Consider the following 14939-nt stretch of genomic DNA (forward strand, 5'->3'; position numbering starts at 1 on the left):
CTTGGGTAGGCCTGCGAATGTACCACACGAGGGCGGCGGCCAGAATCAGTATCCGGCTTTGCGCCGCCCTCCCAACCCGGTAAACTTGGCGCCTAATTCCTGCACCGGAGCCTTCATTTTATGCGACTTTACCAGGGTATTCGCAGCCTGATCCTGACTCTTTTGCGCAAAATACTGTTCCTCTGGGTCCGGACCAACGTCAGCGGCAACTCCCTGGAAACGCTGAACCTGGATCCGGAGAAGCCGGTCTGCTATGTCCTGCAATACAGCTCGCTGTCCAGCCGCCTGGTACTGGAGCAGGAAGTCATTCGCGCCGGCCTGCCCGGGGTGTCCAGGGCTCTGCCGGTGAAAAACGGGCCATCGCATTCTTTCTTTTTCCTGTACCAGCGTGTTGGCGGGTTGTTCCGGGGCGGCCGACACAAGCCGGTTCCGACGAGGGAATTCACGGATCTGGTCCAGTTTGGCGTTGAACACCCGGACGAAGATGTCCAGATTGTTCCGGTCTCACTGTTCTGGGGGCGCTCACCCGACAAGGAAAAGTCCCTGCTCAAGCTGCTTCTGTCAGACACCTGGTCCGTGGCCGGCCGACTGCAGAAATTCCTGATTATCCTTCTGCACGGACGCAATACCTACGTGCAGTTCAACCAGCCGCTGTCCCTGCAGGAAATCACCGAGGAATACCGGGACAACGAGGAGAAAGCCCGGCGCAAGCTGGCCCGGCTGCTACGCACTCACTTCCGGAAGGTCCGCCAGGCGGTGCTGGGACCGGACCTCTCCCATCGCCGGACCCTGGTGGAAGGCCTGATCCGCACCCAGGCGGTCAAGGAAGCCATCCGGGAAACCGCTGCCCGGGATGACATAGCACCCGAGAAAGTCCGGGCACGGGCCTACCGCTACGCTGACGAAATCGCGGCCAGCATGTCGGTGGTCACCATCCGCTTCCTGGAACGCATCCTGTCCTGGCTCTGGAACCGGATCTACAAGGGCATCACCATCAACAATATCCGGGTTGCCCGGGAAGCCGCCCAGGACAACGCGGTGGTTTATGTGCCCTGCCATCGCTCGCACATCGACTACCTGCTGCTGTCCTACGTGCTCTACCGCAACGGCCTGATGCCGCCCCACATCGCGGCAGGCATCAATCTCAACATGCCGGTTGTTGGCCCCATTCTGCGCCGGGGCGGTGCCTTCTTCATGCGCCGCAGTTTCCGGGATAACCCGCTTTACGCCACCGTATTCAACGAATACATGCATGTCATGTTCACCCGGGGCTACTCCGTGGAGTACTTTGTTGAAGGCGGGCGCTCGCGCACAGGCCGGATGCTGCAACCGCGTCCCGGCATGCTGTCCATGACCGTGCGCAGCTTCTTGCGGGACCATCGCAAACCCATCGTCTTTGTACCGGTATACATCGGCTACGAAAAAGTGATGGAAGGACGCTCCTATCTGGGCGAACTGCGCGGCAAGAAAAAACAGAAAGAATCGGTTATCGGCCTGGCCCGGACCGCCCGCAAACTGACCCGATCCTTCGGACGGGTATCGCTGAATTTCGGCGACCCCATTGCCCTGGCGGATGTTCTGGACCAGGTGCACGACAGCTGGCGCCAGGAGGCCTACAACTCGGAATACCGGCCGGAATGGCTGCCCGAGGCGGTCAATACTCTGGCCCGTCAGGTGGCCAGCCGCATCAATGCTGCCGTTGCCGTCAACCCGATCAACATGACGGCCACCGTGCTCCTGGGCACCGATCGCATGGCCATGGACGAAGGCCAGCTCATTCGGCTGATGGACCAGTACGCCGACCTTCTGCGGGCCTACCCTTATGCCCAGACCGTCACCCTGCCGGCCGGAGACGGCCGGGACTGGCTGGCCTACTGCGAGAGCATGGGGCTTGTCATCCGCCAACCCCAGAAGCTGGGAGACATCATTGCCCTGACAGGCAGCAACGCCACGCTGATGACCTACTACCGGAACAACATCCAGCATCTGTTCGCGTTACCGTCACTGATTGCCAGCCTGTTTGAAAACAAGGCCAACCTGAGCCGCCAGAAGATTCTTTTCCTCGCCACCACCGCCTATCCCTACCTGCAGTCCGAGCTGTTCCTGCAGTATTCCCAGGACGAGATAGCCACGGTAATTGATCACTGGATCGACATTCTCACTCACCAGGGCCTGCTGATTACCCGCAAGGATGGCCGCATCGCCCGGCCCGAGGAAGGCACCGAAGCCATGCTGCGCACCCGGCTGCTCTCCCGCTTCATCATCCAGACCCTGGAGCGCTACCACATCACGCTCGGCATCCTGCGCAAATACGGCTCCGGCAAACTGACCGCCGCCGAACTGGAGCAACAGAGCACCCTGCTGGCCGAGCGCATGTCGATCCTGTTCGGCCTGAACGCACCGGAATTCTTCGACAAGACCCTGTTCCGCAACTTCATTGCCAACATGCAGAAGAATGGCGTTCTGCACACGGACGAAAATGGCCTGCTGTGTTTCGGGGATGGACTGGATGACGTCGCCGAGGATGCCCGTCTGGTACTGAGCGTGGAGAAGCGCCAGGCCATCCAGCAGATCACCATGCTGGACGCCTGACCAGCAGGCTCAGGCCGGCAGGGCCTTGAGCGCGTAGATGTCGTAGCGGCTGCTCTTGCCCTCGATCCGGGTGGCCGGCTCGGGACCCTCAATCACCGGCGCCTTGCGCGGCCGTTTCACCACAACCCGGTAACGGGCATGTGTCAGGGCGGCCTGCAGCAGGGACGGTGCGTCATCATCATCCCCCACGATCTGGCGAAAGACCTGCATTTCCTTCTTCACCTTGGCGGACTTGTCACGGTGGGGGAACATCGGGTCAAGATAGATAACGTCAGCAGCCTCCGGCCCGGCAGTGTCCAGCCAGTCAGTGGCGCTGCCCGCCTGCAACGCCATGCGGGCGACAACCGGTGCACAGTCGGGGTTCAGGGCGGCCCGCTCCAGGCCGTCCGCCAGCAGCGCGTGAATCACCGGATTGCGTTCAAACAGGCTGACCCGACACCCGAGCCCGGCCAGGACAAACGCATCCTGCCCCAGCCCCGCTGTGGCATCCAGCACGTGCAGCGGCGATCGGGTTTTCTGCAGTCCCACCGCCCGGGACACCAGTTGACCCGCACCCCCGCCATGTTCACGACGATACCCCATTTTACCGGTCACAAATTCGGCACGGACCGGGCCCGGAGCACCCTTGCCGGTCTGTTGCAGAGCCAGCCCCCGTTCATCACTCAACAGAATCAGTTCATGACTGCGGACTTTCCGGGCATCCACTACACCCAGCCAGGACAGACCAAGATCCGCCGCCAGGGCACGGGCCACATGCTGGTCTCCGAGCGGCGCGCAGCCGACGGCCAGAAAGTCAGAGAGGGAAGACGGGGAAAACACGAAAGGGATCAGACCAGAATATCAATGCCGGCAACGGGACCGTTGCCTTCGTACTCCTGACCGGCAGCGGCAACACCGGCAAAGGTAGACAGCGCCCGAGCCGTTGGCAGATTGACCTCGTCTGCCCGGAAGCGCTCCAGCTGGACATCTTCTGCCGCCCGACGGGCTTCAACACGCCGAGTGGAATCCTCGGGCGTCACCGGCTGGTTCGGGGTATTGGTGTCCTGCTGCTGGCGCGGAGCGCCCAGATCCTGACGAACGGCCTGGTCCCGGGCCTGAGGTGAAGCCGCAGGCGCCCTGGCAACATCCGAACGCTCCCGGGCCGGCGTGTTGTTACCGGTCTGGATCAGGGAGGCATTGGCCGAATTGATACCACCAATCATGGGCAGATACCGCTCAAATAATAAACAGGGTAAACGACATTATGGAAGAAAGACCGGCGAATGAAAAGCCGGAATCCGGTCCCGGCTCAGCCACGGCCCGGCAGTTTCTGCCAGGTCACCTCATCGCGGATATAGACAGGCTGGGCCTGTTCAGCGCTGACGGCCTCGCCCCGGTGCCAGCCAGCCTCAGCCAGCCGGGCAACCTGTGCTGCCCTGGGAACCAGCGTTTCATCAATCGTCTGCATCCGCGCAACCACGGCTTCCGGCATCTGCTGCTGCAGGGACCAGCCCTGCCCGGCGCCCAGCCACAATGCGCCAGCGTCTCCGGTTGCCGGCAGTGATACAGCGGAGGGCGGACAGACACGCTCGGCTTCCAGGCTCACCGGCAGGCCCGCCTCGCTGCGGAACGCGCCCCAGTAGACCTCGCCCATGCGGGCATCGAACGCCACTGCCACGTTCTGACCTTCCGGGATCTGGTGTGTATCCATGGCGCATAACGCCACCGTTGCCAGAGAGGACACGGGCACAACCGGCAGGTCCAGCCCCCAGGCCAGGCCCTGAATGGCACCGGTGGCAATACGCAGCCCGGTGAACGACCCGGGGCCACAGGCAAACGCCAGGACGTCAAGATCCTGCGGAGTCACGGCCGCTTCAGCGAGCAGCTCACGGACCATGGGCATCAGAAGGCGGGTGTGGCCCCGGGGGGCCAACTCAAACCGCTCTGTGACCCGGCCATCGAGCCACAGGGCGGCGGAACAGCCTGCCGAAGACGTATCCAGTGCCAGTAACTTCACAGGGCCTCCGGGGCTGCCTTTGCAAGCTTATTTGAGTGCAGACAGGATCTGGTCGCGAATGCTGTCCATGCTGCCAACACCCTCAACACGAACGTATTTCGGGGCGTCTGCCGGCGTCTTCTCAGCCCAGTCCTGATAGAACCCGACCAGCGGAGCCGTCTGATCATGGTAGACTTTCAGGCGATTGCGGACGGTAGCTTCCTGATCGTCTTCACGCTGAACCAGCGGTTCGCCGGTTTCATCATCCTTGCCTTCAACCTTGGGCGGATCATATTTCACGTGGTAGATACGGCCACTGCCCTCGTGCACGCGGCGACCGGACAGACGGCTGACAATTTCCTCGTCATCCACGGCAATCTCGACCACATAGTCGATAGCAATTCCCTGATCCTTCAGGGCTTCAGCCTGGGGAATGGTGCGCGGGAAGCCATCCAGCAGGAAGCCGTTCTTGCAGTCCGGTTCCTGAATACGCTCTTCTATCAGGGCGATGATGATGTCGTCAGACACCAGCCCGCCGGAAGCCATAACCTGCTCAACTTTCTTGCCAAGCTCGGTGCCAGCCTTCACGGCAGCGCGCAGCATATCGCCCGTGGAAATCTGGGGAATGTCGAAACGCTCGGTAATGAACTGGGCCTGGGTACCCTTACCAGCGCCGGGCGCGCCTAACATGATGATTCGCATAACGTTGTGCTCCGTACTATTGTATTATCGTTAGAAAAGCTGCGGCAAAGACCCATGCCTTTGCGACAACCTCTCCCCTGGTTCGCGGCCGGCACTGATGACGCGCTTGCTCAGATTTTGAGGCGGCATTATACGAAGTCAGTCCGGGCAGAGAAAGTCTACCTCCGTCTCATGGCAGGACGTCGCCAGCCCCGCGGGAGCCACAACCTTTGGACCTTCCCCCAACATCATGAGGCAAGTGAGGATGCCAGAACATCAAGGTTGGGCGCAACCTGCTCCATCTCCCGCTCAGCCCGCTCCACTGCAGGCATATCCAGCCCCAGTTCCTTCGCCAGAGCCGGCACATCGTCGGGATTGAATTCGTCGCCAATGCCTTTGTCCTTAAGCAACGCATTGGCCAGTTGTACCAGGTGAACATAATCGGCGTGCTCGCCCTGATAGCCGGGATTCTGATGCATGGCCGCCGCCTTGATCACCGGCTCAGGCAACTGCCACAACCGATGCAGAATGCCGCCGATGGCACCATGCCCGACGGCCAGTATCTCCTGTCCCTGACCGTGACCAAACACTTCCTGTTCCAGTGAATGCATGCTGACTTCCGGGTTGATCTCACGCAGGGCATTGAGCTCTTCGTACTCGGAGGGAAACAAGTGGCCAATCAGCAGCAGTCCAAAGTTGTGCAGCAGGCCACACAGATAGGCCAGTCCCTTGTCCCGCCCGGACAACTCCGCCAGGCTCTGGCTCAGAAACGCGCAGTAAAGCGAGTGACGCCAGAAGGCGTCCATGCCCAGCATGCCTTCCCGGGGCACATCAAAGGCCCGGATGGAGGCGATCCCCAGGGCGATGTGGGCCACCCGATCGAAACCGAGAACCCGGGTCACGGCTTCCTGTACCGAATTGATCTGCCCGGCGTAGTTGAACAATGCCGAGCGGGCATAGCGCATAATCTGGGCGGTCAGGCTGGGATCAAACTCGATCAGTTCTGCCAGCTCCCGGGCGCTGGAATCGTTATTGGCGGTCAGGCGCAGTATCCTCAGGGCCAACGCCGGCATCGGCGGCAACCGGTACAGGCGCTGGAGCCGGTCTGCCACATCTTCAAGAGTCAGTGCATCACGACTGCCCGTACCCTGCCCTCGGATCACCAGATGACCACGGCGCGCGTCCGCGAGCATCAGACGGAACCCCCGACCATCCATTTCCACAAGGCTGTTATCCGTTCCTCCGGAGAACACCACCTGGCCAGCCTCCGCCAGATCCTCATCGAGCAATACGGGCACGCCCCAGGGGGCGCCGACCGGAGGCACAAAACCGGCATCACAATCACTGAACAGTCGTGCGGCCTGGCGGGCCGTCAAGGGCTGCAGGCGACGGTCGGTAAAGTGGCCGATCGCATCCATGTCCAGCGTACTGTCAAAGCGGTGAACCACCATCACCACCCCACTGATATCAATCAGCAATGTGGCCCGGACAAAATCCCGCTGGGGTTTGCCCGACGCGATCACCGCTGCATCCAGGTTAGCCACCGGTTCGATATCAATCTGCTGGTAATGGACGCCTTTTCGGTCCAGGAAATGGGCCAGCCTCTCTGACAATGCCAAGGGATCAACTCCTGTGTGAATGGGGCCGGGGCTATCCCGCCCCGACCTGGCCTATAACCACCGGTATCAGCCGGTATTGCGCATACCAGCGGATATCCCCGCCATGGTTACCTTCAGGGCTCGTTCCACCAGCTCAGGCACCTCGCCCTTGCCTTCACTCTGGCGATCCCGTTTGAGCAGTTCCGCCTGCAAGTAGTGCAACGGATCGGTATAGGGGTTGCGCACTTTCATGGAATGCGCAAACACCGGCTCGTCTTCAAGCAGCACCTGCTGCTCCTTGAGCTCCAGCACCCGCTGGATGCAGCCACTGAGCCGCTCGCGAAGTTCTGACCCCAGAGCCCGGAGGCTGTCATCTTCCACCAGTGTCTGCTCGTAATAGCTGGCGATGCGCAAATCAGCCTTGGCCAATACCATCTCCAGCATATCGACATAGGTCCGGAAGAAAGGCCATTCCTGCATCATCTCCCGCAGTTCCGGCAGGCGCTCATGGTGTGCGGCCTCTTCCAGTGCGTGATCACTGCCCAGCCAGCTTGGCAGCATCAGGCGCATCTGGGTCCAGGCAAAGATCCACGGGATCGCCCGCAGACTCTCCACCCCGCCGGTGGGTTTGCGCCGTGCCGGCCGGCTGCCCAGGGCCAGCTTGCCCAGTGCCGTTTCCGGCGTCACCTGGCGGAAATAGGGAACAAAATCCGGGTTCTCCCGAACCACCTGACGGTACGATTTCAGTGAGCGCTCGGTCAGCCAGTCCATCACTTCCCGCCAGTTGTCCCGGGGGGCCGGTGGTGGCGCCAGGGTCGCCTCAATAACGGCAGAGGCATAAAGCGTCAGGCTCTTGACCGCCAAGCGGGGCAAGCCAAACTTGAAGCGGATCATCTCACCCTGTTCGGTGATGCGGAAACTGCCATTCACCGAGCCCGGCGGCTGGGACAGGATCGCGCGGTTGGCCGGCCCGCCACCGCGGCCAACCGTGCCGCCCCGGCCGTGGAAGAGGGTAAGGTGCACGTCATACCGGGCGGCCACCGCGGTCAGTTTTTCCTGGGCCTGGTATTGAGCCCAGGCCGCCATCAGCTGACCGGCGTCCTTGGACGAATCCGAGTAGCCGATCATCACTTCCTGACGCCCTTCACAGTAATCGCGGTACCAATCCAGCTGATACAGGGCCTCCATGGCCGCCGGCGCCCCCTGGAGATCGTCCAGGGTTTCAAACAGCGGCACCACGCGCATCGGGAAGCTCATGCCGGCCTCGCGCAACAGCAGAATGACATTGAGCACATCCGAAGGCTGGCTGGCCATGGAGATGACATAAGATCCCAGAGCTTCCGGGGTCTGCCGGGCAACCACCTCGCAAGTGGCCAGCACTTCCCGCACCGGATCGGATGCTTGCCAGTTTCGGGGCACCAGAGGCCGGCGGCCTTTCAGCTCACGAATCAGGAAGGCCTGGCGTTCCTGCTCGGACCACGACAGATAATCCCCCATGCCCAGGTAGTCGACGATCTCAGCCACCGCTTCAGCATGACGGGAGGCTTCCTGGCGGATATCCAGCCGTATCAGGGGCAGACCAAAGGTATGGGCCCGGCGGATGGTATCGAGCAGTGGGCCATTGGCGATGGACTCAAGCCCACAGTCAACCAGTGACCGGTAGCAGAGCTCCAGTGGCCTGGTCAGATCCTCGTTTTCAAACAGGATGTCTGTTTCATCGGCGGACTCACCCCGGATCCGCGCTTCTGCCCAGTCACGGGTTCGGGTCAGGCGCTCCCTGAGATCACCCAATACCTGCCGATAGGGTTCACGGGCATCGCCAACCACGGAGCGGAGCTCCTGATTGGCCTGCCACATGGAAAGTTCTGCCCGCAATGAACGGATATCACGGAGGTAGAGATCCGCCGCCATCCAGCGTCCGAGCAGGAAGACTTCTCGGGTGACTTCGTGGGTCACATTGGGGTTGCCATCGCGATCGCCTCCCATCCAGGAGGCGATTCGAATGGGTGACACCTGCAGAGGCAGGCCCTTGCCCGTAGCGCCCTCCAGCGAGGTGTCCATGCTTCTCAGGAAACGGGGCAGGGCCTCCCACAGGCTGTTCTCGATAACGGCGAAACCCCACTTGGCCTCATCGACCGCCGTCGGCCGCTCATGACGGATTTCATCGGTATGCCAGGCTTCGGAAATCAGACGGGACAGGTCGTCCACGATTTCCTCGCGCTCAGCCGGCAGGAGGTCTTCATGATCAAGACGGGCGAGGCAATCCGACATTTCATCGTACTTGAGGATCAGGGTTCGACGGGCCACTTCGGTCGGATGGGCGGTCAGCACAAACTCGATACGCAGATCGGCCACCCGGCGGTGCAGTTCGTCGGGGTCGATACCGCCATCCTTGAGCCGGTCAAACATGTCGCCGAGTGACTCCACCATCAGGTCCGAGGGGTGGCCCTGGTTACGGCGGATACCATGGTACTGTTCGGCGAGGTTGACCAGGTTCAGAAACTGGTTGAAGGCGCGCGTCACCGGAAGCAGCTCATCATCGCTGAGCCTGCCGAGCAGTTTCACCAGACGCTGGTCTGAGCCACTCTCGTGCTCCCGATCCGCCTTGGCAGCCGCGCGAATTTCTTCAATCCGCTCGTAGCAGTCCTGCCCCGGATAATGCTGGATATTCTGGCCCAGCAATTCCCCGAGCATACGTACGTTCTCTCGCAGATCAGGATGCAGTTCAGACACTTTGGCTTCCTTCTCAATTGACGCAGACGAAGTAAACTTACGATACTAGGGAGCAATCAACAACATGCAAGAGCGATTCTGCGAATTCGCCCAGGAGCAGCCATGAAAGTAACCGACCTGCCCCAGCACTGGGAAAAGGAAAAACAGGCCCTTGAACGCAGCCACGAGTACAACCTGCGTCTGCCACTTGAAGATGCCGCACGCATCGCGGCACTGGCGGAACTTTACCCGGACCGCAGTGAAAGCGAGATACTCAATGACATGATTGCGGCGGCGCTGGATGACCTGGTGAGCCGCGGGCCGCTGAAGGACCGGCTGAAGTAGGCAACATCAGCCAGGGAGGGAAGGCCATCGGCTCCGGAATCTGAAGGTCCGGAGCCGTCAGCCCTGCCTGTCAAAGCAAGGAGTGGACAGTCAGGCCACGGATTCCAGCTGCCGTTCCTTGAGTTTCTGGATATGCTTCTTGCTCAGGGCCACAAATTGCGGCGTCAGGCCCTGATCCTCGTAGATTTCAAAACCGTCCTCATCGTACGCCACCACTTTGTCGCCCTGCACATAGGGAAAGCTGGTTTCCAGCTCATCCAGGGCAGCGGACAGCAGATCGCGCATCAGATCCTGGGAAGACTTCATCGGATACATGGCTGCCAGTTTCTGCAGCACCTCGTGGTGCTCGTCTGACAGGTTCAGGTAAGCAGCGTCCCTGGTCAGGCGTCCCCGACCGTGTTTCTCCCAATGCTTGACCAGTTCATTGATTTTCATGGTGCCTTGACCCCTACATCTTATTCTACGGCATGACGCACCCGAGCAGTGCGCCCACGCCGGAAGTGTAGACGAAGAGTGCATCAGAGACTGCGTGTATTCGGTAACGGATTGTACCTATCCACCGCTCCTGGCTACTCTTTCTCGACGCCTTTAACCCTCTGCCAGATCCGGTCCAGCGACGCCAGGGACTCCCCGTCCATGTCGCGGCCCTCGGCCGCCAGCACACGTTCAATCGCCCGGAAACGGGCATCGAACTTGTGATTGGTACGTTTGAGGGCCTGCTCCGGATTAACTTTCATGAACCGTGCCAGGTTCACACAGACAAACAGGAGGTCACCCAGTTCGTCCTCCACGGCATCCGCGTCACCCTCACCGGTCTGTGCCGCCTGCCAGGCTTCCTGGAGTTCGTCGATTTCTTCGTGCAGCTTGTCGAATATGGGCGGCAGATCCGGCCAGTCGAAGCCGTGCCGGGCGGCGCGGCGCTGGAGTTTTTCAGCCCGGGCCATGGCGGGCAGGGTCCGGGCGATACCGTCAAGCCGGCTCTGGGGCTCGTCGTCTTCAGGCTTTTCCGCCCGTTCCTCCGCCTTGATGCGCTCCCAGCTCTCACGGATCCAGTCATCATCCGGCCGGTTGTCCGGATCCACCCGACTCTGCAGGGTGCCTTCCGGAAACACATGGGGGTGACGGCGAACCAGCTTGCGTACCAGATGGTCCACAACGGCATCAAAGTCGAAATGGCCATCCTCCTGCCCCAGTTGGGTGTAAAAGATCACCTGGAAAAGCAGGTCGCCCAGCTCATCTTTGAGGTGGGGATAGTCCGACCGCTCGATGGCATCGGCCACCTCGTAGGCCTCTTCAATGGTATGAGGAACGATGCTGGCGTAGGTCTGTTTGGTGTCCCACGGGCACCCGGTTTCCGGCTCCCTCAGGCGGGCCATCAGGTATTTCAGGTCGTCGATGGAGTAAGTCATCCCCGCTTTCGCCTCACGTCGATGATGTTCGGCAGGTTCCGAATCTGTGCCAGCAGCCTGGCCAGTTGCTCCAGGCTGGAAATTTCTACCGTCACCATCATGGTGGCGCTGTTGTCGTCCTTGTTGGTAAAGGTATTGAGCGACAGCACGTCGCTACGGGAAGACGACAGCACCTGGGTAATATCCCGCAGCAACCCGGACCGGTCGTAGGCTTCGATCTCAATATCCACCGGATAGACCGCCGCCGGTTTACCACCCCAGTTCACCTCGATGATGCGATTCGGCTCGAATTCCTGGAGGTTCAGGAAGGTCAGGCAGTCCTGACGGTGCACCGTCACTCCACGGCCGACCGTTATGTAACCGCCGATGGCATCGCCAGGCAGCGGTTTACAGCATTTGGCCACCTGGGTCTTGAGCTTGCCCACCCCCAGAATCTGGATGTCTGATTCGGTGTCGTAGGGTTTCTTGCGACTGCTCGCCAGTTTGAGGTCGAGCTGCTCGGTTTTCGGCTCAAGCAACTGCTGGGCAACATTCGCCACGTGTGTGGGGCGCAGATCACCGGCGCCGACAGCCGCGAACATGTCATCCGCACTCTGGTAATTGACCTTGGCCGCCAGCTTGGTCAGGTCGATATCAAACAGTGACAGACGCTTGAACTCATCCTCCAGAATGGCTCGCCCGTCGGCGACGTTCCGGTCCCGGTCCTGGAGCTTGAACCAGTGGGTCACCTTGGCCCGGGCCCGCGATGTCTGGATGTAACCGAGGCTCGGATTCAGCCAGTCACGGCTGGGCGCCTGGTTATTGGAGGTGAGGATAAACACCTGGTCGCCGGTCTTGAGCGGGTACGTCAACGGCACGATCCGGCTGTTGACCCGGGCACCCCGGCAGGCATGCCCGATTTCGGTATGTACCCGATAGGCAAAATCCACCGGTGTGGCGCCCTGGGGCAGATCCACCACATGACCTTCGGGCGTGAAGACATAAACCCGGTCGGAGGCCACGTCGCTCTTCAGGTGGTCCGCCAGGCCGGACAGGTCGCCCAGTTCTTCCTGCCACTCCAGAACCTGACGCAACCAGTTGATCTTGGCGTCATAGCCTGCCGACTTGTTCTTGGTATCCGTGCCTTTGTACAGCCAGTGTGCACAAACCCCCAGTTCTGCCTCTTCGTGCATGGCGTGGGTGCGGATCTGGACTTCCATCACCTTGCCTTCCGGGCCAATCACCGCCGTATGCAGGGACTGGTATCCGTTTTCCTTGGGGTTGGCGATGTAGTCATCGAACTCATTGGGAATGTGCCGCCAGAGGTTGTGCACAATCCCCAGGGCGGCATAGCAGTCGCGCACCTCCGGAACCAGGATGCGCACCGCGCGAACATCGTAGACCTGGGAAAAATCGATGCCCTTGCGACGCATCTTACGCCAGATACTGTAAATATGCTTGGCTCGACCGCTCAGGTCTCCTTTGATCCCGGATGCCTTCAGCTCCGTCTGCAGGGTATCGATCACCCGCCGGATGTAGCTCTCGCGGTCCAGGCGTTTTTCATCGAGCAGCTTGGCGATTTTCTTGTAGGCGGAACTGTGGAGATAACGGAAAGACAGGTCTTCCAGTTCCCACTTGATGTGGCCAATACCCAGCCGGTGGGCCAGCGGCGCGTATATGTCGAACACCTCCCGGGCCACCCGCATCCGTTTTTCCTCGGAAACATCCTTGACCGCTCGAATGGCGCTGGTCCGTTCGGCCAGCTTGATCAACGCCACCCGGACGTCGTCAATCATGGTTACCAGCATCTTGCGGACGTTATCGAGCTGGCCCTCACTCTGACCAAGCACATTGCCCTTGAGCGGATGATGCACGGAAGAGATCGCCGCCATCTGCTGGACGCCGTTGATCAGTCCTGCCACCTCGTCACCGAATTCCAGTCGGATCTCCTCGAGTGACACCCGCTCCTCGCGGACGGCCCGGTAGAGTACCGCGGTTACCAGACTGGCCTGATCCAGGTGCAACTCAGCCAGTATCTGGGCCATCTCCAGGCCGGTCAGAAAGCTGCTGGAGCCGTCCGTCCAGAGACGATCCGCCCGATAGGCTTCCAGATCGATCCTGGCGGCCTTCTCGCAGGCGCGACGGAGTTCGTCCGGGTTCTCCAGGTAGGTCTGTTCGGCAATATGGGTTACCCAACGATCGATATCGACTTCGCCGTCGCCGCTTACCGCGTAATCTTCCCTTACTTTAACCATGGCAGAAACTTATGTGGTGGTCAGTGGTCGTCCCTTACAAACAGGGCAATGGACTCGACATGGGTGGTGTGCGGGAACATGTCCATCACACCCGCCCGGACCAGCCGGTAGCCATTGCGCACCATAACCCCGGCATCCCTCGCCAGGGTGGCTGGATTGCAGGACACATAAACAATGCGACCTGCTCCAAACGCTGTCAGGTACTTGCAGATTTCCTCCGCGCCTGAACGCGGAGGGTCGATCAGAATCTTGTCAAAGCCTTCCCGGGCCCAGCTCTGGCCGGTGAAATCACCGTGCAGATCCGCCCCGAAGAAGTCCACGTTGTCCAAATCATTCAGCCGGGCGTTTTCCCGCCCGCGAACCACCATGGCGTCATCGCCTTCGACACCAACCACCTGCCCGCCACGGCGGGCCAGCGGCAGGGTGAAGTTGCCCAGACCACAGAACAGGTCCAGAACCCGCTCATCCGGCTGAACATCCAGCCAGTCCACGGCACGTGCCACCATGTCCCGGTTGATTCCCGCGTTCACCTGGGTGAAGTCCATGGGGTGGAACTGCATGACCAGGTTATGGCTCTCCATCCGGTAGCTCAGGCGCTCCTCGTCACGACCGGCAGACGCCGGCCAGATTCGATGCACGGTGTCCGGCCCCTTGGGCTGAAGATAGATATGCAAGTCATGGGCCTGCCCAAAGGCGACCAGCTTTTCCCGGTCTCCGGAGCTGAGTTCGTCCATATTGCGGAACACCATGGCCGCACTGTCATCGCCGCAGGCCACTTCCACCTGCGGGATACGGTCGTAGGCATCCATCCCGTAGAGAAGTTCCCGCAAGGGCTCGATCCGCTCGCCGATACGCGGGTCCAGTACCACGCAGCGGTCAATGTCGGTCAGAAAACTGTTGCGCTTTTCGCGAAAGCCGACCAGTACCGAATCCCGGGCTTTGACGAACCGCACCCCCAGCCTGGCCTTGCGGCGATAGCCCAGAGCGTCCGGTGAACGCATGGGCGCAATCCACTCTTCAGGCTCAATGCCCCCGAAATGGGCAAAATGCTCCCGGAGGGTCTGTTCCTTGAACCGGATCTGGGCATCCGGCCCCATGTGCTGCAGACTGCAGCCGCCACACAGATCGGCGAACTCGCAGGGCGGCTGCTGGCGCTCCGCTGACGATTCCAGCACCTCCAGTGTCCGCAACTCGTCAAACCGGCTTCGGGTACCCACCATTTTTGCCATGACGGTTTCGCCCGGCAGGGCTCCATCGACAAACTGGGTTTTGCCTTCGTCGGTACGCGCAATCCCCCGGCCGTCATGGCTCAGGGTTTCGATGTGACAGCGCAGGGGCTCCTTGGGCAGGGCCTTGCGACGGCGCTTGCTCATAATGATGATGTCTCTTGTCT

At 60.8% G+C, this 14939-nt stretch carries 12 protein-coding genes; 2 read left to right on the plus strand and 10 right to left on the minus strand.

Annotated features, from left to right (window positions below; all coding sequences use genetic code 11):
- The first annotated feature begins 120 nt into the window (after window positions 1-120).
- The gene (plsB, locus tag HNR38_RS09825) at window positions 121-2592 is read left to right on the plus strand and encodes a glycerol-3-phosphate 1-O-acyltransferase PlsB (protein ID WP_183703047.1); all 2472 of its coding nucleotides are present in this window, start codon (window positions 121-123) and stop codon (window positions 2590-2592) included.
- A gap of 9 nt (window positions 2593-2601) precedes the next feature.
- On the opposite strand, the gene HNR38_RS09830 is transcribed toward plsB, so the two are convergent.
- The 6 genes from HNR38_RS09830 to ppc all read right to left on the minus strand — a co-directional run bounded on the left by HNR38_RS09830 (window position 2602) and on the right by ppc (window position 9579).
- The gene (locus HNR38_RS09830) at window positions 2602-3411 is read right to left on the minus strand and encodes a class I SAM-dependent methyltransferase (protein WP_343068279.1); all 810 of its coding nucleotides are present in this window, start codon (window positions 3409-3411) and stop codon (window positions 2602-2604) included.
- An 8-nt stretch (window positions 3412-3419) separates the two neighbouring features.
- Window positions 3420-3794, minus strand: coding sequence for a UDP pyrophosphate phosphatase (locus HNR38_RS09835; protein WP_183703050.1), 375 nt, complete (start codon window positions 3792-3794; stop codon window positions 3420-3422).
- An 86-nt stretch (window positions 3795-3880) separates the two neighbouring features.
- Window positions 3881-4588: a tRNA (adenosine(37)-N6)-threonylcarbamoyltransferase complex dimerization subunit type 1 TsaB gene (gene tsaB, locus HNR38_RS09840; protein WP_183703053.1), complete on the minus strand. Its 708-nt coding sequence runs from the start codon at window positions 4586-4588 to the stop codon at window positions 3881-3883.
- Window positions 4589-4615: 27 nt separating this feature from the next.
- Entirely contained in the window at window positions 4616-5269 is a 654-nt protein-coding gene (adk, locus tag HNR38_RS09845; protein WP_183703056.1) for an adenylate kinase, read from the minus strand.
- Between the two features lie 227 nt (window positions 5270-5496).
- Window positions 5497-6867 carry an HDOD domain-containing protein gene (locus HNR38_RS09850; protein WP_183703059.1) on the minus strand — a complete coding sequence of 457 codons (1371 nt, stop codon included), beginning with the start codon at window positions 6865-6867 and terminating at the stop codon, window positions 5497-5499.
- A 66-nt stretch (window positions 6868-6933) separates the two neighbouring features.
- Window positions 6934-9579, minus strand: a complete 2646-nt coding sequence (gene ppc / locus HNR38_RS09855; RefSeq protein ID WP_183703062.1) for a phosphoenolpyruvate carboxylase — start codon at window positions 9577-9579, stop codon at window positions 6934-6936.
- A gap of 102 nt (window positions 9580-9681) precedes the next feature.
- Here ppc and HNR38_RS09860 point away from each other — a divergent pair, with 102 nt between their 5' ends.
- The gene (locus tag HNR38_RS09860) at window positions 9682-9903 is read left to right on the plus strand and encodes a hypothetical protein (RefSeq protein WP_183703065.1); all 222 of its coding nucleotides are present in this window, start codon (window positions 9682-9684) and stop codon (window positions 9901-9903) included.
- A gap of 90 nt (window positions 9904-9993) precedes the next feature.
- Here HNR38_RS09860 and HNR38_RS09865 read toward each other — a convergent pair whose 3' ends face one another.
- From HNR38_RS09865 to rlmD, 4 genes are all read right to left on the minus strand, one after another.
- The gene (locus HNR38_RS09865; RefSeq protein ID WP_183703068.1) at window positions 9994-10338 is read right to left on the minus strand and encodes a pilin assembly protein; all 345 of its coding nucleotides are present in this window, start codon (window positions 10336-10338) and stop codon (window positions 9994-9996) included.
- 134 nt (window positions 10339-10472) lie between these two features.
- Window positions 10473-11312, minus strand: a complete 840-nt coding sequence (gene mazG, locus HNR38_RS09870) for a nucleoside triphosphate pyrophosphohydrolase (RefSeq protein WP_183703071.1) — start codon at window positions 11310-11312, stop codon at window positions 10473-10475.
- Window positions 11309-13546 (minus strand): GTP diphosphokinase, encoded by a 2238-nt coding sequence (gene relA, locus HNR38_RS09875; RefSeq protein ID WP_183703074.1) that lies wholly within the window; start codon window positions 13544-13546, stop codon window positions 11309-11311. The genes mazG and relA overlap by 4 nt, the downstream gene beginning before the upstream one ends.
- A gap of 20 nt (window positions 13547-13566) precedes the next feature.
- Entirely contained in the window at window positions 13567-14919 is a 1353-nt protein-coding gene (rlmD, locus tag HNR38_RS09880) for a 23S rRNA (uracil(1939)-C(5))-methyltransferase RlmD (RefSeq protein ID WP_183703093.1), read from the minus strand.
- Window positions 14920-14939 lie beyond the last annotated feature (20 nt).

This window comes from Marinobacter oulmenensis (genome assembly GCF_014201735.1).
Lineage (GTDB): Bacteria > Pseudomonadota > Gammaproteobacteria > Pseudomonadales > Oleiphilaceae > Marinobacter > Marinobacter oulmenensis.